Here is an 18,161-nt window from a genome sequence, read left to right on the forward strand (position 1 = left end):
AAAGCGTTGCTGATTATTTACCTAAAGGGATAGTGAAATCAACATCTTCGGGGGGCAGGCATTTCATGTCGTTACAGGTCATGTAGGTTAATTTACCGGTAACGGCTGTAGCTTTTGGCGATTTTAAACTGATCTTTTGGCTAAACACCACCTCTTTTTCAAAATAGCTTACATTCATGTTGAATGATTTTTCGAATTTGGTAACCGGCGTTGGTTCGGTGGTTTTGCCAACAGGGGTATATAATTTTGACGGGCTAAACTCGAATGAAGTTTTAATTGGTCCGCCATCTTTTCCGGTTTGTGAGTAAATATGCCAGCCGCTCTGTATGGTTGCTTTTAAAAATACAATAGCTTCCTTGTCATTCACCTTCTTTGCCGCGTACGACCACCTTACCGGCGATTCAATTTGTGCGTAAGCGCCGGCGCTGATAATAAGCGCGGTTACCAATACCAATAGTTTCTTCATTTGTGTTTTGTAGTTATTATTTATTTGTTTAAAAATTTCAATTCTTTGAGGTTAAACTCCATTTGCCGTCCGTTAGTATCTGCAATAACCAGCAAACCCTCCGGAAGCACGTTTTTTACCATCCCGGTAAATATACCACTGTCTGACTCAAAACTGCGCTCTTCGTTTAACCAGTAAAGGTGCTGTTGGTATGCATTCCTCACCAATTCTGTTTGCCCGGCCCTAAGTTTTAAATAGTGCGCTTCTATGCACTTACAAATTTCAGATAATATCAGGGTTAAATCATAATCCTTTTGTAAGATTTGTTTTACCGAAGTGGCGTTTGCCGCCCCTTCCGGGAAATTTTCCTGGTTGATGTTGATGCCGATACCTACTACCGAGTCTTTAAGACTGTCGCCTTGAATAGTGTTTTCAATCAGCATGCCGCCAAGTTTTCGGTCGCCGTAGTAAATATCATTGGGCCACTTTATCTTTAACTGATCGCCAAGCAGCGGGTATAAAGCATCGTACACACCAAGGCTCGCGGCCCTGTTCAGATCAAACTGTTGATGAGGGGGCAAAAAATGCGGCTTGAGCAGGAGGCTGAAAGTGAGGTTTTTGCCCGGTTCACTATGCCAGGTATTTTGCTGCTGGCCCCGGCCGGCATATTGCTCTTCTGCCATAATGACCGTACCTTCGGATACTGGCGTGGAATTTGACAATAAATTTTTAAGGAAACTATTTGTGGAGTCGACTTGTTTAATTGTTACTAAATTTTGACCAACAAATAATCCTGAAAATATGTTATTTTGCAATGTGTAATAATTTTATACTCAAAAACGTTCAAAACTAATTCTTTTTGATGGTAAAAAACAAAGTGTTAAGTGAATCTGCCTATATTTCGGAATTGGCCATACATGGTATCCAGGAAAAAAAAGGCAATGATATTATCAGGTTAGACCTCCGTAATATATTCAGTTCGGTATCAGATTATTTTGTGATTTGTCACGCCGATTCGTCAACACAGGTAAAAGCAATTGCGAATAGTATTGAGGAAGAAATTTTCAAGGCCACCCGGCAAGATCCCTGGCGCAAAGAGGGTATTGAGCACGGCGAGTGGATTTTGCTTGATTACGTGGATGTTGTAGTTCATGTATTCAGGACCGATAAACGTGAGTTTTATGGAGTGGAGGATTTGTGGGGCGATGCCGAAATTAAATATTATAAAAGTGCATAAACATTCGTCACATAAAGGCTCAACGCATAGTCTTGCTGTTACCGCGTAAAATTTAAATTATAGATTGTAAGTTTGAGCTCGTTTAAAGAAATGAAAGATATTAAAGATTCTAAGTCAGAAAATCCCAGACCTATCCGTAAAATTGTGAATAAAAGGCCATCATCACCCAAGCCGCCCAAGTTTAACATCATGTGGCTTTACGGCATTGTTATTTTAGCTTTTTTACTGATTCCTACGCTGATGACCAACGGTAGCGGGAAGTTGGTTAATTTTAAGGAGTTTGAGGCCAACATGCTTCGCACCAATGATGTTGAAAAAATTGTAGCCTATAAAAACGGCGACCTGGTAGTGGCTGAGGTTTACATTAAAAAGTCGAGCCTCTCCAAACCATATTTTGTTAACAACGCGCAAAAAGACAAGAGTATTTTCAATACCAATACCAGCAACAGCGGCCCACAGTTTTCGTTTACTGATGCCACTTACGAAAGCTTGAAAAAGTCAATTGCCGATGCGCAAAAAGATGTACCCGACGACCAGAAAGTTCCGGTTACCTTTGAGCAGGGCCACGAAAGCCTGTTATCAAACTGGTTGGTGCAGGGCATAATTATGGTGGTGTTGTTTGCAGGCGTTTGGATTTTTATCATGCGCCGGATGAGCGGTGGTTCAGGAGGCGGCCCGGGCGGGCAGATCTTCAATATAGGCAAATCAAAGGCTACCCTGTTTGATAAAGAGGCCCAGGTAACGGTTACTTTTAACGATGTTGCCGGTTTGGAAGAAGCCAAACAGGAAGTTATGGAAATTGTTGATTTCCTTAAAAACCCTAAAAAATACACTAACCTGGGTGGTAAGATACCTAAGGGTGCGCTACTTGTAGGCTCGCCGGGCACAGGTAAAACCTTGCTGGCAAAAGCTGTTGCAGGCGAAGCCCAGGTGCCGTTCTTCTCGCTTTCAGGTTCTGATTTTGTGGAGATGTTTGTGGGCGTAGGTGCATCACGTGTGCGTGATTTGTTCCGCCAGGCAAAAGATAAAGCTCCTTGTATCATATTTATCGATGAGATTGACGCCATCGGTCGCGCCCGTGGTAAAAACAACATTGTTGGCGGTAACGATGAGCGCGAAAATACCCTGAACCAGTTACTGGTTGAAATGGATGGTTTTGGTACCGATTCAGGTATTATAATCCTCGCTGCAACAAACCGTCCGGATGTACTGGATTCTGCATTATTGCGCCCGGGCCGTTTCGACAGGCAAGTGTCTATCGATAAGCCGGATTTGATCGGTCGCGAGCAAATCTTCAAGGTTCACTTAAAGCCTATCAAATTATCCGATGGTGTCGACGCCAAGAAGCTATCAGCCCAAACACCTGGTTTTGCCGGCGCAGAAATAGCCAACGTTTGTAATGAGGCCGCGCTGATTGCCGCCCGTAAAAACAAGGAGTCGGTAGATATGACAGACTTCCAGGATGCTATCGACCGGGTGATCGGTGGTTTGGAAAAGAAAAACAAGATCATCTCTCCGGAAGAAAAACGTATTGTTGCTTACCACGAAGCCGGTCACGCAATCGCGGGCTGGTTCCTGGAACACGCTGATCCGTTGGTTAAGGTATCTATCGTTCCGCGTGGTGTTGCCGCTTTAGGTTATGCCCAATATCTGCCAAAAGAGCAGTTTTTATACACCACCGAGCAGTTGCTTGATGAAATGAGCGTATCAATGGGGGGCCGTGTTGCCGAGGATATCGTTTTCGGTAAAATCTCAACAGGCGCCCTGAGCGATCTGGAACGCATCACCAAACTTGCCTATGCCATGACTAAAATTTATGGTATGAACACCAGTGTTGGTAACGTTTCATTCTACGATCCGCAGGGCGAGTACCAGTTTAATAAACCATACTCTGATACCACTGCCGAAATGATTGACAACGAGGTGCGTAAGCTGGTTGACGTGGTTTATCAAAAAACCAAAGACCTGCTGATTGAAAAACGCGATGGGCTTGAAAAAATAGCGCAAAAACTTTTAGAGAAAGAAGTGCTATTTCAAACCGACCTGGAGGAGATTTTGGGCAAGCGCCCGTTTGATGAGCGTACCACTTATGATAAGTTTGTAAACGGAGAGGCTGCATTGAATCCGGATGTGGATAACAATGCCATTCCCGATACGCTTACCAATCCCGAACTTTCGAGGATTGACAGCGAGGATCCGAAACTTTAATTTTTAATGATAATATCAAACCACCGGCACTGCCGGTGGTTTTTCTTTTTACCACTATGAGGGATATCACCACATCAAAAGAAAAACTGCTTAAAAAAATACGTAAAGCGCTTCTGGAGAAACGTGATAACCCCTATCCCCAGCTGGAGGATCTGCCGCTTTATCCCCCTACAGATGAAATGCCCGAAGTGATCTTCGCCGAGCAGTTTACCAATGTTGCCGGACAGTTTGTTTTTTGCGAAGATGAACTGCAATTTATCGAAAACCTCATTAACCTGGCCGAAACGCGCCAGTGGCGTAAAATTTACTGCTGGGAGCCCAAACTACAGGAAATATTAAACCGGTTTGAATACCCTTTTTACACAACCGATAAGGATTTTGAACAGGCCGAAGTAGGCTTTACCCTTTGCGAGGCCCTGATTGCCCGTAACGGCAGTGTTTTACTCTCAAACGGAAACATGGCAGGGCGCAGGTTAAGCATCTACCCCCCGGTGCATATCGTATTGGCCTACACATCGCAAATGGTGATGGATTTGAAAGATGGTTTTAAGCTGATTAAAACCAGGTATGGCAGCAACCTGCCTTCTATGATCAGCAATGTTACCGGCCCCAGCCGTACCGCTGATATCGAAAAAACGCTGGTTTTAGGCGCACATGGCCCTAAAGAGCTTTTTGTGTTTATGCTGGATGGGTAATAGTTTCTAACCCTTTAATTTATCTATGGGAGTTAGTTCGTATTAAACCGCTTAACCTTCGCCTCACAACATCTCTTTCAGTTTACATTCGTCCAATATTTTATTTCACTTTCCCTTTGATCGTTGTTTTCCCATTTAATGGGGCGGATTCGACCTTTGGCAATTTCTATTCCTGTAATATCACCACCATCAAAGCAGCAGAAGCCGCTGTTACATAATGCGGTTGTGATCAGTTTTAACAGCTCATTATTGGCTGGCATGTTCTGGTTGATTTTAAGGAAATCCTGGAGCGGTATCCATATATCAGATGCAAACCATTTACTTAATCAGTTCTCATCGCTTTGTCACCTAACAAATCCAAAAGTGCTTGAAATTCCACTGTAGTTTGTAGAATATTTCAAAAAAATAATGTGAACTATCTATTCGTTAAATTAATTATATAATTTCTATAGAAATAGTAGTATTTGTCAAATCTTTTTTTACATTTGTGCCAGTAAACAAAATCACTATCATTAAATAGTTAAAAGCAACCACCATGCAACCCGAACTTTTACTTATAAACGGCTTTGCTAAACATCAATTACCTGCTCCTGCTTTTACCCGCTGTTGTACCGCTTGTTGTTGCTGTTAATACAGCACACAGGGGTTTTTCTCTCTTATCTGCCATTACAGGCAGATTCTCTGATCAAATTTTAATTAACAGGTGCTTATACCGGTAATGCGGACCGCTATAGGGTGCCTATGCTATAATCACTTAATCAGATTTATCATGACCCTTAACGACGTTTCCCTTATCGGGAAGAAGGTATTGGTGGGCATTATTGTAACCATCGTTCCTTTCATTATCATTTTCGGAGGCCTGTGGCTTGGTCGCAAATTGCTTGAAAGAGCGCCAAAGGCTAAAACCTCGCAAATTGTTCAACCTCAAAATAGTAACCCCTAATGAAATTGGAACAATCAACCCAAATACAGATAGCTAAAAACGCGGCCCTCAGCCTGTTGCTGTATGCGTTGCCTATCGTGCTCATGTTCGGCACTTTCGCCATCACCGGGCAGCGACCATGGGAAAAGAAACAGCATAAACAGGAAACCTCAGTAAAAACTAAAACTTCAAACCATCAAGACAATGATTGAGCAGATAAAACAAGTAATAGCTAACCTCAACGGATATGGTTTTTCCGTTTTGGTACTGGTATTGGGCGTACTCGAATTCTCGTTCGGCCTGTACAAAAAACGCTGGAATACCAATGAAAAATGGGTGGACATAGCCTGCTTTACCATCCCTAAACTGGTGGTAAAACCACTGGTTGCCTACTACAGCCTGTTGGTTTTACCGGCCGTATTACCGGCCTTAAAAAACACTTTTGATTGGGTGCCATTTTTATGGGGATGTGCTATTATAGCCGTGGCCGATGATTTGACCCAATACTGGTACCACCGCCTGCACCACCAGGTGCCATGGTTATGGCGTTTTCACCGTACGCACCACTCGGCATCGTATATGGGTATGGCCATGGCTAGCAGGCAGAATATCATTTACACGCTGTTTTTTTCGCAAACCTATTTAACCGCGGCACTGGTTTACCTGGGTTTAGGCATTCCTGCCCTTGTAGTTAAAGGCATTAAGGGTACTATCACCACGCTGGCGCATTCAAGCATCCCCTGGGATAAGCCTTTTTACCAGTATAAGGTTTTACACCCGCTGGCCTGGATCCTGGAGCGTACCATATCAACCCCGGCTACCCACCATGCGCACCATGCGGCCACTACCGATGATGGCGTAGGTTACTATAAAGGCAATTTTGGTAATATGTTTTTTTGGTGGGATATCATTTTCGGTACGGCACATATTTCGCGCCAGTACCCTAAGGCTTACGGCATTTCGCACTACGAGGGCGACCAATGGTATGCCCAGCTGGCCTGGCCAATTTTTAAATCGAAAGTGGAGGGTAGTGAGTTGGCTGCTGATGGCCCCATGGTAAGGGATGATGTGCCTTTACAGCCCCACCAGTTATACCGTCTTGATCCGCTGGCCAAAGTTGAAGAGGAGCAGCCTGTTGAAGAGTTCCGGTTACAGCCTGTAAAAGCGTAATGAAAAACAGGATCTCGATACTTTTTGGGGCGATACTTTTTGCTGCGTGCGGGCAGCAGGAAAGGCCGGTAACCATTGCGGCTTTAGCGCAGGTTCCCGGCAGTAAAAAGAAGGTTTGCTGCGAATCGAATTTGCCCGGCAGGTTTAAAGCGGCAGGGCTGAGCAGTGCGGCGCTCAGTCTGCCTGATACGGGCAGCGCCCATGCCAGCCATGCGGGGATGGTGTGGGTGCCCGCCGGAACCTTCAGAATGGGCGCTGATAATCAGCAGGCTGAGCCTGACGAATATCCCAAACATGATGTTACCGTTGATGGCTTCTGGATGGATAAAACCGAAGTAACCAATGCCCAGTTCGCTAAGTTTATAAAGGCCACCGGCTATATAACCACAGCCGAGCGCAAGCCCGACTGGAACGAACTGAAAAAACAAATGCCCCCCGGCACCGAAAAACCTGCCGATAGTTTGCTGGTACCGGCATCGCTGGTATTTGTACCGGCCGATCATCCGGTTAACCTGGATGATTACGCGCAGTGGTGGGCATGGAAAACAGGTGCCAACTGGAAACACCCGCATGGCCCGGGCAGTGATATTAAGGGTAAGGAAAACTACCCGGTTGTGCAGGTTTCATGGTACGATGCCGTAGCCTACAGCAAATGGGCAGGCAAACGCCTGCCTACCGAAGCAGAATGGGAGCGGGCAGCCAGGGGCGGACTGGAAGATAAGGTATATCCATGGGGCAACGAAAAAGTGAACGAAGGGCAGCCCAAGGCCAATACCTGGGAGGGGAGTTTTCCCTATAAAAATACCCAACGCGACAGGTATTATTATTTAGCCCCGGTAAGCTCATTCAAGCCCAACGGTTATGGTTTGTATGATATGGCCGGCAATGTTTGGGAGTGGTGTGCCGATCTGTACAACAATAACTATTACAAAACATTGGGTACAAACGGCGTGAAAAACCCGAAAGGCGCTTCAAAATCAAATGATCCGGATGAGCCCTATGCCATAAAGCGGGTGGTACGCGGCGGATCATTTTTGTGTAACGATGCCTACTGCTCGGGTTACCGGGTATCGCGCCGGATGAAAACCACTGAAGACAGCGGGATGGAGCATTTGGGTTTCCGATGTGTTAGTAACTAAATTAAATACCCCGAATTAAATAATTGAACAGCCCGCCTAATGCCGGGCACAAACAGAAAGGAACATGAAACGATAATATTTTACTACTGCAAATAAGGGAAAAGCAATGCTTTTCCCTCCGGATCAAAACAACGAAACAGGGATCGATTGGCGTTGAGCCTGTTTCATGGTGTCATTTTAATTATTCAAATCTATGCAAAATATTGCAAAGGCGGGAAAAGGCTATGCGTTGCCTTTTGCCCGGCAGGCAGCACCCTTTACGCTGCAAATTATAGAGGATGCTTTTCATCCGCAGCAATTATACAAGCTGTTTTACGCAGATAATCAACCGGCAGAGTTTTCACCCTTTAACAACCTGTCGACATGAAAAAACTTTTATTCATACCATTTTTATTGCTGGTAGGCTTGCCCTTACTCACCATCGCGCAGCAAACCCAACCTACCATTAACTCGCATTTGGTTGGCCGTGTAATTGACAGCGCCACCCACGAACCATTGCCCGGCGCGGTAGTGAAAATTCAGGGTACTACTCACGTGGTATCAACGGATATTGAGGGGAAGTTCAGCTTTGTAACAGGGCAAAAGTTCCCTTATAAACTGATCATCACTTTTACAGGCTACGAAAAAAAGGAATTTATTGCCGACGGCAGCCCGGTAGAGATTAAGCTGAAGGATGCACAAACCCAGCTAAACCAGGTAGTTGTTGTGGGTTACGGCTCGCAAAAACGTAAGGATATTACGGGTTCAGTAGCATCAGTTCCGGCATTGGCTTTAAAGCAACCCATCCCGTCGTTGGATAGGGCTTTGCAGGGCTCGGTATCGGGCATCCAGGTTACGCAGGCTACCGGGCAGCCGGGGGCCGGTGTAACCGTACAGGTACGTGGAGTAAACTCCATCAATGCCGTGGCCGAGCCTTTGTATGTTATCGACGGCTTTCCTACCTCAAACAGTAATTCATTAACAGACGCGGGCGTAACCAATGGCCCCAAGATCAATCCGCTGGCATCCATCAATACTTCAGATATTGAAAGTATCGAGGTGCTGAAAGATGCTTCGGCTACAGCTATTTACGGTACGCGTGGCGCCAATGGTGTAATCATAATCACCACCAAAAAAGGCAAAGCGGGGGTATCATCTATCAATTATGATGGTAGCTTTGGCAGGCAGGAGGTGATCAAAACTTTATCGCTGCTCAACACTACCCAATGGGAGGCCTTGCGTAATGACGCTTTGGTAAACACCGGCAAAGCGGCGCAAACCGAAGCCCAGCTTAACCCTTATGGCGCCAATACCGACTGGCAGGCAGCCGCCTTCCGCAAGGCGTACTCACAAAATCATAGCCTTTCGATATTTTCAGGTACCGAGCGCACCAGGCTGGCATTTTCGGGCAATTACTTCAAGCAGGATGGCATTCTGCAGAACACCAACTTTGAACGTTATGCAGGCAGGGTGAATGTGGAGCATGATTATAACGATAAATTCAAGATCTCCTCATACATTACCGGCAGCCGTACAACCGCGCAGGTTGCGCCTCAGGGTGTTGTTCCTGCCATTTTGCTGATGACACCTACCACACCGGTTTATAATGCCGATGGTTCGTTCTTTGTGAAAAACGTTTTTGAAGGTACTTATGGTAACCCCATCAATACGCTGTATAACCAAACCAACCGCACCACCACCAGCCGTATCTTAGGTAATATCGCAGGCGATTATAAGATTACCGAAAACCTGACCGCGAGGGTGCTGGCTGGTGTGGATATCATCGATAATAAACAAAACCGCTACCTGCCTGCCACCGTGTATGAAGGCGCCGGTTATTCGGGCCTGGGCGAGGTTGGTACGCTTAATTCTTTCAACTGGCTTAACGAAAACACGCTTACCTACAATAAAAAATTCGGCAGGCATTCACTGAACGTGTTGGCGGGTTTTACCCAGCAGCAGTTTAAGGCCGAGGGCGCCATAACCGGTTCATCGGGCTTTGTGAGCGATTATGATACCTTTAACAACCTCGGCTCGGGTAGTGTAACTTCGGTATCGGGCAGCGGTTTCGCCATCGCACCATCGTCCTCATCAAACGCGTGGGCATTGAAATCATACCTGGGCAGGGTGAACTATGGCTTTAACAGCAAATACCTGTTAACGCTTACCTTAAGGGCGGACGGCTCATCTAAATTTGCTCCCGGTCACCAGTGGGCATCGTTCCCTTCGGCGGCTGTTGCCTGGAATGCTTCGAGCGAAGATTTCCTGAAAAACGTAACGGCTATCAGCCAGCTTAAACTACGCTTTAGCGCGGGGCAAACGGGTAACAGCGATATCCCTGCTTATCAATCATATTCGCAGCTGGGTTATTATCGCTATAATTTCGGTAACTCCACCGTTGCAGGCTTCGCGCCCAACAGCCTGTACAACCCTAACTTAACCTGGGAGAAAACCAGCCAGTACGATTTTGGCTTTGATCTTGGTTTATTTAAAGACAGGATCAGCGTAACGGCCGATATCTACTATAAAAAAACAACCAACCTGCTGCTTTACCTGCCCCTGCCGGCAACCAGCGGTTTAACTATTATTACCAATACAGCCGTCACCAATCCGCAGCAATATGAAAACGTAGGTTCGGTACAGAACAAAGGTTTCGAGATCGGTATCAACTCGCATAACCTTACCGGTGGTTTTGCTTGGAATACCAATGTGGTATTTGCGCTTAACCGCAACAAGGTTTTGAGTTTGGGCGGTAACGGCGTAAACCAGTTTATCCCCGATTCGTCGCTACCATCTATTATTAAAGTAGGCGAACCTATCGGTTCATTTATCGGCTACAAAACCAATGGGCTGATCCAGGCCGGCGGTCCGGTGCTTACCCCGGCAGCCAACACACAACCGGGCGGACAAAACTATGTGGATATTAACGGCGATGGTAAAATTACCCAGGCCGCAGACAGGGTGATCCTTGGTAACGCTCAACCTAAATTTACAGGGGGTATCACCAACACCTTTTCATATAAAGGTATTGACCTGAGCGTATTTGTACAGGGATCGTATGGTAACAAGATCTATAACCAGCAGCGTAACGTGCTGGAGCTGGGTACCGGCTATACCAATGCCACCACCACTTTGCTTAACCGCTGGACACCAACCAACACCAATACCGATGTGCACAGCGCCTACCAGGACCCGGCGCCAACCATATCCGACAGGTTTGTGGAGAACGGCTCATACCTGCGCCTCAAAAGCCTCAGTTTAGGCTACACTTTCCCGCAGTCGGTATTGTCAAAATCGCCTATCAAAAAGATCAGGATTTATGCCAACGCTCAAAACCTGGCTACCTGGACCAAGTACACCGGCTACGATCCGGAGGTGAGCAGCAACGAGCAATCGGCCATTACCTCGGGAGTTGATAACGGGGCGTATCCAAACAACAAATCATTTATTGTGGGTATAGGTATCACCCTGTAACCAGTAACCTTTGATTTTTTTAACATGAAAACTAAAAATATTAAATACTGGGTTTTACTGCTGGCTTTGGGCGCGGTATCATGCGCCAAGCTTAATGAAGACCCGCGATCATTTATCCCGGCCAGCCAGTTTTACAAAACACAGGCCGACGCCGTTGCGGCTGTAACAGCTGCCTACTCGCTGCTTAACGCGGGTGCGAACAGTGTGCAAACGCCATATAATACCCTTTTTAACACGGGCATGAACTTTATGGCCGACGATGAAGGCCCCGGTCCGGGTGCTACCAATGCCGACGTACGATCGCAGGCTGTATTGGGTCATTCAGCTTCGGGATTGCGTGTCCTGCAGATCTGGCAGCAGCATTACGCCGCCATCAAGAAGGCCAATATCGCTATTGATACCATCCCCGATATAAAATTTGATGCCACCCTTAATAAGCGCCTGGTGGCCGAAGCCAAATTTTTAAGGGCGCTGTATTATTTTAATTTGGTGAGGTTATACGGCGATGTACCATTGGTACTGCACGATCAGACTTCCATTAACCTGGCCGATTTGCAAATACCGCGTACACCCGCAGCAACAGTTTACGCGCAGATAGAAACCGATCTTACCAACGCCGCTGTCGACCTCCCGAAGAGTTACACCGGCGCCGATGTTGGCCGCGCTACCGCCGGTGCCGCAAACGCCTTACTGGCCAAAGTTTACCTAACCGAACGCAAATGGGATAAGGCCGTAACCCAGGCCGAAACCGTGATAAACGGACCTTATGGTTACGATTTGTTCACCAACTATGCCGATGTGTTTTTGCCAGCCTCCAAAAATGGGAAAGAACATATTTTTTCGGCACAGTTTAAATCAAACTCGCAGGGACAGGGCAATAACCAGGCTCCGCGCTCGGTACTGAACGGGATTCCCGGCATGATAGGCAGCTATGCCGACCAGGTGGTATTTTATTCGGTACCTGATGCCACCAAACCAGGCGGCGTTGATAAATTCTTCAGCATTTATAAGCTGTACACAGCTAATGATAAGCGGAAGCGTGTAAGCTTTGTAACCCGTTTTCAAAGCCCTACCACCAACCTGTGGTATGGTAAGCTGAACGATCCAACCATCGCCAATGATTCTATCCCGTTTTTCAATAAATATTACGACCCGAGCGTGGCCGCTAACGAAGCCGAATCGGGGGCTAATGTGCCTATTATTCGTTTTTCGGATGTGCTGCTGATCCATGCCGAGGCCGAGAACGAATTGAACGGACCAACCGCTAAGGCCTATGCTTCCATTAACCGGGTGAGAAGACGTGCCGGGTTAGACGATCTGTCCGGCCTGGATCAGAACTCATTCCGTGATGCGGTTTACTTAGAGCGCCGTCTGGAGTTTGTGTTCGAGTATCAGCGCTGGTTCGATCTCATCCGCGAACGGGATGCATCTGGCAAAGGGATTTTGGAGGCGGCCCTGCTTAAAGTGGGTAAAACCAACGTGAGCAAAGGCGCGGCAGGTAAGTTTTACCTGTTCCCGATACCGCAGCAGGAGATTGATAACAGTAACGGTAAGCTAACCCAGAATCCGGGCTGGCAGTAAGCCGGGGACGCTGGGGTGCGAAACGCAAACGATGGCCCTGTGCGATTTCGCTCTTGAGAGCATAGCCGTCAACTTAGGCAAAAAGCGGTGGATTGTGCGAATCCCCTCTTGAGAGGGGTGGAGGGGTGTGTTACGCTACCAGAGGTTATCCCTCGTATAACACACCCCTGCTCTCGCTCTTTCCCGTCGCCTCTCAAGAGGGGAATATGAATTAAAACCCAATACCTATGAAAAAGATAACACATGATCTAAAGAAGTAACACTAATTGAAACGAAAAAACCATGCCTCTAAAGTGGTGCGGTGAAAACACCGACCACAGGCTCCATAAGAATTTAAAAGCGATATCCTATGAAAAATATAACACTACTCTTGTTCATCCTCGCCGCACTACCGGGTCGGGCATTAGCACAAACTGCCGTGATCGAAAGCGGCTCACATGGTATCGACCCGCGTGTGAGTGCCGCCGTGTTCCAGGTGCTTGATGAATACATGACCACCTTCAATGCCAAAGACCTGAAAGGCTGGGAGGATACCTACCAGTTCCCGCATTACCGGCTGGCTGGCGGCAAAATGTCGGTGCTGGAAAGAGCTGGTCTGCGAGATTCGGTTAAAGTATTTGGCGAGCTGCAAAAACAGGGCTGGGACCACAGCCAGTGGGACCACCGCAATATTGTGCAGGCCTCGGCAGATAAGGTGCATGTAGATACCCGCTTCTCACGCTTCCGGGCTGATGGCAGCCTGATAGGGCATTATGAATCACTATACATTTTAACCAAAGAGAACGGCCGTTGGGGTGTAAAGTTTCGCTCCAGTTATGCCGAATAAAACCTATTACAACATGAAAACAAAAAAGATAACCTTGTTCCTGTCGCTTGGTCTGCTCGCAGCAGTTACAGCCAAAGCACAAAACGGACAAGCACCGGTATTTGGCGGCACGGTGGGCAAAACGCTTGATGATTCGAAGGAGTGGTGGCCCGAGCCTCATAAAGCGCCCGCCGGCGCGCCAAACATATTATGGATCCTTTTGGATGATGTTGGCTTTGGTGCAACCAGCACTTTTGGCGGCATCATCAAAACGCCAAACTTTGATACGCTGGCCAATAACGGTTTACGTTACACCAATTTCCACACGGCGGGTATTTGCGCGCCAACCCGTTCGGCCCTGTTAACCGGGCGTAACCACCATTACGTGCATGAGGGTGGGTTTTCGCATGTCATCTTATCGGCCGGGTTTCCGGGATATGACGGGCGAATCCCATCGGATAAGGGAACTATTGCCGAGATTTTGCGCGAGAACGGTTACAATACCTTCGCGGTTGGTAAATATGGCTTAACGCCCGATGAGGATGCCACCGATGCCGGTCCGTTTGATCGCTGGCCTACGGGCAAGGGTTTTGATCATTTCTTCGGGTTTTTAGGTTCGGCCACAGATCAGTACAAGCCCGACCTGGTGGAAGATAATGCCCACGTAACGCCGGATGGCCGTCACCTTACCGATCAGATTACCGATAAGGCCATCTTTTACTTAACCCGCCAGCATAAGGCAGCGCCTGATAAACCATTCTTTTTATACTATGCACCGGGAGCAACCCACTCGCCGCACCAGGTAGCCAAAGAGTGGAGCGACCTGTACAAAGGTCAGTTTGATAGCGGTTGGGACGATTTCAGGGAAAAGGTTATCGCAAGGCAAAAGCAACTGGGCATTATCCCCAGGTACGCCAAACTGCCTGATCGTAACCCGCGCATCCCGGCCTGGAAAACCCTGCCCGATGCCGAGAAAAAACTGTACGCCCGCTTTATGGAGATCTATGCCGGGTATTTAACCTATACCGATCACGAGGTTGGCCGTTTAATCAACCACCTGAAACAAAGCGGTCAGCTGGATAATACTTTGGTATTTGTGATTATTGGCGATAATGGCGCAAGCAAAGAAGGTACGGTTCATGGCGTGATCAATCCTAAAAAGAACTCGTCGAGGTTGGCTACCGAAGAAGCTTATTTGAAAACCAATATCGAAGATATTGATGATATAGGTACGCCGCAGGCAGCCACCAATTACCCCTTAGGCTGGGCGCAGGCAGCTAATACCCCGTTTAAATACTGGAAACAGGATGCCAACTCCGAAGGTGGTACCCGCAATCCGCTGATAGTTTATTATCCTAAAGGGATTAAAGATAAGGGTACAATCCGCACCCAATACGGCCATGTGATTGATTTGTTGCCAACTACGCTGGAGTATACCGGGATTAAACTGCCCGAATACATCCGCGGCATTAAACAGGATACCATTCAGGGTACCTCGCTGGTTTACTCGTTCGATCATCCGGAAGCCAAATCAAAACATGTGTTGCAGCATTACTACATTTTTGGTTCGAGATCAATTTACAGCGATGGCTGGAAAGCCGAAGCCGCGCACCATCCGGATAATGTGGAACTGGGCGATTTTAAAGTGGGACAAAACGTGCCGGATAAAAGTTTTGACGAAGATACCTGGGAGTTGTACAACCTGAACGAGGATTTTAACGAACGCATAGATCTCGCCAAAAAATATCCTGAAAAGCTGAAAGAACTGAAAGCGGTATTTGAAGCGCAGGCACAGAAAAATAACCTGTACCCCTTTATTGATTGGTATGATGTATACCACCTGCGCATCCACAAAAACTATAAAAAATAACCAGTAAGCCCTTATGATCATGAAAACATATCAACGAATCGCGGCAATTTCGGCTTTAGCCCTTGCCTTTAGCACGCCGGTTTTAGCGCAGTTGCCGCAGGTGAAGGTAACGGCTGCCAACATAGCGCCTATCGATCCGGCTAATTACAGGGGAGTGGAAGGCAAAACCCTCGCCGAATCAAAAGAGTGGTGGAACAAACCGCTTAAAGCGCCAAAGGGCGCGCCGAACATTGTATGGATTTTGCTGGATGATGTCGGTTTCGGCGCATCGGGGACGTTTGGAGGGTTGATCAGTACGCCAAATTTCGATACCCTGGCTAACAACGGCCTGCGTTATACCAACTTCCATACGGCGGGTATTTGCGCGCCTACCCGGTCATCGCTATTAACGGGGCGTAACCATCATTATGTGCATATGGGTAACTTTGCGCATGCTTCAACAGCGGCCGGTTTTCCGGGCTATGACGGTCGTATTCCTCCGGATAAGGGAACTATCGCCGAGGCATTGAAGGCCAATGGTTACAGCACCTTCGCGGTGGGTAAATGGGGCGTTACGCCGGATGAAGATACTACCGCTGTTGGTCCGTTTGACAGGTGGCCTACCGGAAAAGGTTTTGATCACCATTTTGGTTTTCTCGAATCGGCAACCGACCAGTATAACCCGCCGCATTTGGTGGAAGATAACTTTCACATTAAACCCGATGGCCGCAACCTGAACGAGCAGATCACCGATAAGGCCATCGCCTACATCGATGCCGTCCACAAAGCCGCGCCCGATCAGCCTTTCTTTTTATACTACGCGCCGGGCGCAACCCACGCCCCGCACCAGGTAAGCCACGAGTGGAGCGACCTGTACAAAGGCAAGTTTGATGAAGGGTGGGATGTGTATCGCCAAAGGGTTTTTGAAAACCAGAAAAAAGCGGGCTATATCCCGGCTTACGCCAAACTGCCCGAGCGTAACGAGCGCATTAAGGAATGGAATAGCCTGCCTGCCGATCAGAAAAAACTGTACGCCCGTTTTATGGAAGTTTATGCGGGGTACTTAACCTATATCGATAACCAGGTAGGCAGGGTGATCAGCTACCTGAAAGCTTCGGGCCAGTTTGATAATACCCTGGTTTTTGTAATGATAGGCGATAACGGCGCCAGTAAAGAAGGAACCGTTCATGGGGTGATCAACCCTAAAAACTCGGCTGCCACAACACCGGAGGCTGATTATATCAAAAGGAACGAAAGCGATTACGAAACTATCGGTACGCCTGAGGCTTCAACAAACTATCCTTTAGGCTGGGCGCAGGCGGCCAATACGCCTTTTAAATACTGGAAATCTGACGCCGATGCCGAGGGCGGTACCCATAACCCGCTGATTGTTTACTATCCGAAACTGATCACCGAAAAAGGGGGCATCCGTACGCAGTACAGCCATGTATCTGATGTGTTTCCTACTACTATTGAGGCGGCCGGTTTAAAACTTCCTGAGTATGTTAAAGGTATTAAACAGGATACCTTGCAGGGTAAATCGTTTTTCAGTTCGTTTAATAACGCGCAGGCAAAAACGCTGCATACACAGCAGTATTATTACATCTTCACCTCAAGGTCTATCTATAAAGATGGCTGGAAAGCCGAAGCCGCGCACCGCCCGGATAATGTCGATCTGCTCAACTTCCCGAAAGAGAAAACTATCCCCGAGCGTAACTACGATAAAGATGTTTGGAAACTTTACAACCTGAACGAGGATTTTAACGAGCGCATTGATCTTGCCAAAAAATATCCTGAAAAGCTGAAAGAGCTCAAAAACCTGTTCGACACCGAGGCCAAAAAGAACCACGTATATCCGTTTATCGACCGCGACGATATCAACAACAAACGCATCCACAAACTCGAAAACAATAATTAACCATGAAAAACTTAAAAGTTGTTTTACTGGCCCTACTGGTAATTATCAGTGCAGGGGTAAAAGCCCAATCGCCAAAGTTGCTTTCACTCCAAGCCTTTGCCGCGAAGCTGAAACAAGCTAAAGAACCGCAGATCCTGGACGCCCGCTCAGCTGAGGAATTTGCGCAGAACCATATTAAAGGTGCTATCAATGTGGATGCAAAGGCAGCCGGTTATCAGCAGAAATTAGATGCTCTGGATAAGGATAAGTCCACCTTTGTTTATTCCATAGCCAATGGCCGGAGTACAGTACTATCGCGTGAGCTAAGGGCGAAGGGTTTTAAAGATGTGGAAGAATTGCCGGGAGGTTTAGCTAACTGGATCGGTTCGGGATATCCTATTATCTCAACCACAAAAAAAGGTGTATCGCTGTCTAAAAGCCAGTTTGATGAACTGGTAGCCTCATCGCCCGAGGTTTTGGTTGATTTTGGGTCGAGGTATTGCGGGGCCTGCAAAAAGCTGGTGCCTGTACTGGATTCGCTCAAAGCCAATAAGGCGTTTTCGCCTAAAGTGATCAGTATTGAGGTTTATGACAATACCAGCCTGGCCAAAGAGTTGAAGGTGAATGTGCTGCCTACCCTGGTGCTGTATAAAAAAGGTAAACAGGTTTGGAAAAAGCAGGGTTTTTCATCAACTACCGAGGTTATCGCCGCAACCGAAACGGCAAAAAGTCCGCTGGCTGCAAATAATAAATAAGCTTT

Annotated in this window: 17 protein-coding genes; 14 read left to right on the forward strand and 3 right to left on the reverse strand. The window is 47.2% G+C overall.

What is annotated here, in order from left to right; all coding sequences use genetic code 11:
- Window positions 1-13 precede the first annotated feature (13 nt).
- A complete protein-coding gene (locus tag LX99_RS23475) occupies window positions 14-466 on the reverse strand; it encodes a protein-disulfide reductase DsbD domain-containing protein (RefSeq protein ID WP_109610219.1) in 453 nt (150 codons plus the stop codon).
- 20 nt (window positions 467-486) lie between these two features.
- Window positions 487-1,260, reverse strand: coding sequence for a biotin--[acetyl-CoA-carboxylase] ligase (locus tag LX99_RS23480; protein ID WP_109610221.1), 774 nt, complete (start codon window positions 1,258-1,260; stop codon window positions 487-489).
- Between the two features lie 47 nt (window positions 1,261-1,307).
- Here LX99_RS23480 and rsfS point away from each other — a divergent pair, with 47 nt between their 5' ends.
- The 3 genes from rsfS to LX99_RS23495 all read left to right on the forward strand — a co-directional run bounded on the left by rsfS (window position 1,308) and on the right by LX99_RS23495 (window position 4,585).
- Window positions 1,308-1,682 carry a ribosome silencing factor gene (gene rsfS / locus LX99_RS23485; protein ID WP_022829690.1) on the forward strand — a complete coding sequence of 125 codons (375 nt, stop codon included), beginning with the start codon at window positions 1,308-1,310 and terminating at the stop codon, window positions 1,680-1,682.
- 90 nt (window positions 1,683-1,772) lie between these two features.
- Window positions 1,773-3,890: an ATP-dependent zinc metalloprotease FtsH gene (gene ftsH, locus LX99_RS23490; RefSeq protein WP_109610223.1), complete on the forward strand. Its 2,118-nt coding sequence runs from the start codon at window positions 1,773-1,775 to the stop codon at window positions 3,888-3,890.
- A 56-nt stretch (window positions 3,891-3,946) separates the two neighbouring features.
- The gene (locus tag LX99_RS23495; protein WP_109610225.1) at window positions 3,947-4,585 is read left to right on the forward strand and encodes a LutC/YkgG family protein; all 639 of its coding nucleotides are present in this window, start codon (window positions 3,947-3,949) and stop codon (window positions 4,583-4,585) included.
- Between the two features lie 77 nt (window positions 4,586-4,662).
- Here the strand turns inward: LX99_RS23495 and LX99_RS23500 are convergent, their stop codons facing one another.
- Window positions 4,663-4,845 (reverse strand): hypothetical protein, encoded by a 183-nt coding sequence (locus LX99_RS23500; protein WP_109610227.1) that lies wholly within the window; start codon window positions 4,843-4,845, stop codon window positions 4,663-4,665.
- Between the two features lie 509 nt (window positions 4,846-5,354).
- Between LX99_RS23500 and LX99_RS25820 the strand changes: the two genes are divergently transcribed.
- The 11 genes from LX99_RS25820 (at window position 5,355) to LX99_RS23545 (ending at window position 18,156) form a co-directional block, all read left to right on the forward strand.
- On the forward strand, window positions 5,355-5,528 hold the full coding sequence (locus tag LX99_RS25820) for a hypothetical protein (RefSeq protein ID WP_170122779.1): 174 nt from the start codon (window positions 5,355-5,357) through the stop codon (window positions 5,526-5,528).
- Window positions 5,528-5,719 carry a hypothetical protein gene (locus tag LX99_RS23505; protein ID WP_109610230.1) on the forward strand — a complete coding sequence of 64 codons (192 nt, stop codon included), beginning with the start codon at window positions 5,528-5,530 and terminating at the stop codon, window positions 5,717-5,719. The genes LX99_RS25820 and LX99_RS23505 overlap by 1 nt, the downstream gene beginning before the upstream one ends.
- Entirely contained in the window at window positions 5,712-6,677 is a 966-nt protein-coding gene (locus LX99_RS23510) for a sterol desaturase family protein (protein WP_109610232.1), read from the forward strand. Before LX99_RS23505 ends, LX99_RS23510 begins: the two co-directional genes overlap by 8 nt.
- Entirely contained in the window at window positions 6,677-7,816 is a 1,140-nt protein-coding gene (locus LX99_RS23515; RefSeq protein WP_109610234.1) for a formylglycine-generating enzyme family protein, read from the forward strand. The genes LX99_RS23510 and LX99_RS23515 overlap by 1 nt, the downstream gene beginning before the upstream one ends.
- 193 nt (window positions 7,817-8,009) lie before the next feature.
- The gene (locus LX99_RS25825) at window positions 8,010-8,183 is read left to right on the forward strand and encodes a hypothetical protein (RefSeq protein WP_170122780.1); all 174 of its coding nucleotides are present in this window, start codon (window positions 8,010-8,012) and stop codon (window positions 8,181-8,183) included.
- Window positions 8,180-11,269, forward strand: coding sequence for a SusC/RagA family TonB-linked outer membrane protein (locus tag LX99_RS23520; RefSeq protein WP_109610236.1), 3,090 nt, complete (start codon window positions 8,180-8,182; stop codon window positions 11,267-11,269). Before LX99_RS25825 ends, LX99_RS23520 begins: the two co-directional genes overlap by 4 nt.
- Window positions 11,270-11,293: 24 nt before the next feature.
- On the forward strand, window positions 11,294-12,850 hold the full coding sequence (locus LX99_RS23525) for a RagB/SusD family nutrient uptake outer membrane protein (RefSeq protein ID WP_109610238.1): 1,557 nt from the start codon (window positions 11,294-11,296) through the stop codon (window positions 12,848-12,850).
- Between the two features lie 349 nt (window positions 12,851-13,199).
- Complete coding sequence (locus LX99_RS23530) at window positions 13,200-13,676, forward strand: hypothetical protein (protein ID WP_109610240.1); 477 nt, start codon at window positions 13,200-13,202, stop codon at window positions 13,674-13,676.
- A gap of 13 nt (window positions 13,677-13,689) precedes the next feature.
- The gene (locus LX99_RS23535; RefSeq protein ID WP_109610497.1) at window positions 13,690-15,525 is read left to right on the forward strand and encodes an arylsulfatase; all 1,836 of its coding nucleotides are present in this window, start codon (window positions 13,690-13,692) and stop codon (window positions 15,523-15,525) included.
- A 19-nt stretch (window positions 15,526-15,544) separates the two neighbouring features.
- Window positions 15,545-17,422 (forward strand): arylsulfatase, encoded by a 1,878-nt coding sequence (locus LX99_RS23540; RefSeq protein ID WP_109610242.1) that lies wholly within the window; start codon window positions 15,545-15,547, stop codon window positions 17,420-17,422.
- Between the two features lie 2 nt (window positions 17,423-17,424).
- Window positions 17,425-18,156 carry a thioredoxin domain-containing protein gene (locus LX99_RS23545; protein ID WP_109610244.1) on the forward strand — a complete coding sequence of 244 codons (732 nt, stop codon included), beginning with the start codon at window positions 17,425-17,427 and terminating at the stop codon, window positions 18,154-18,156.
- Window positions 18,157-18,161: the final 5 nt, after the last annotated feature.

This window comes from Mucilaginibacter oryzae, assembly GCF_003148845.1.
Taxonomy (GTDB): Bacteria; Bacteroidota; Bacteroidia; order Sphingobacteriales; family Sphingobacteriaceae; genus Mucilaginibacter; species Mucilaginibacter oryzae.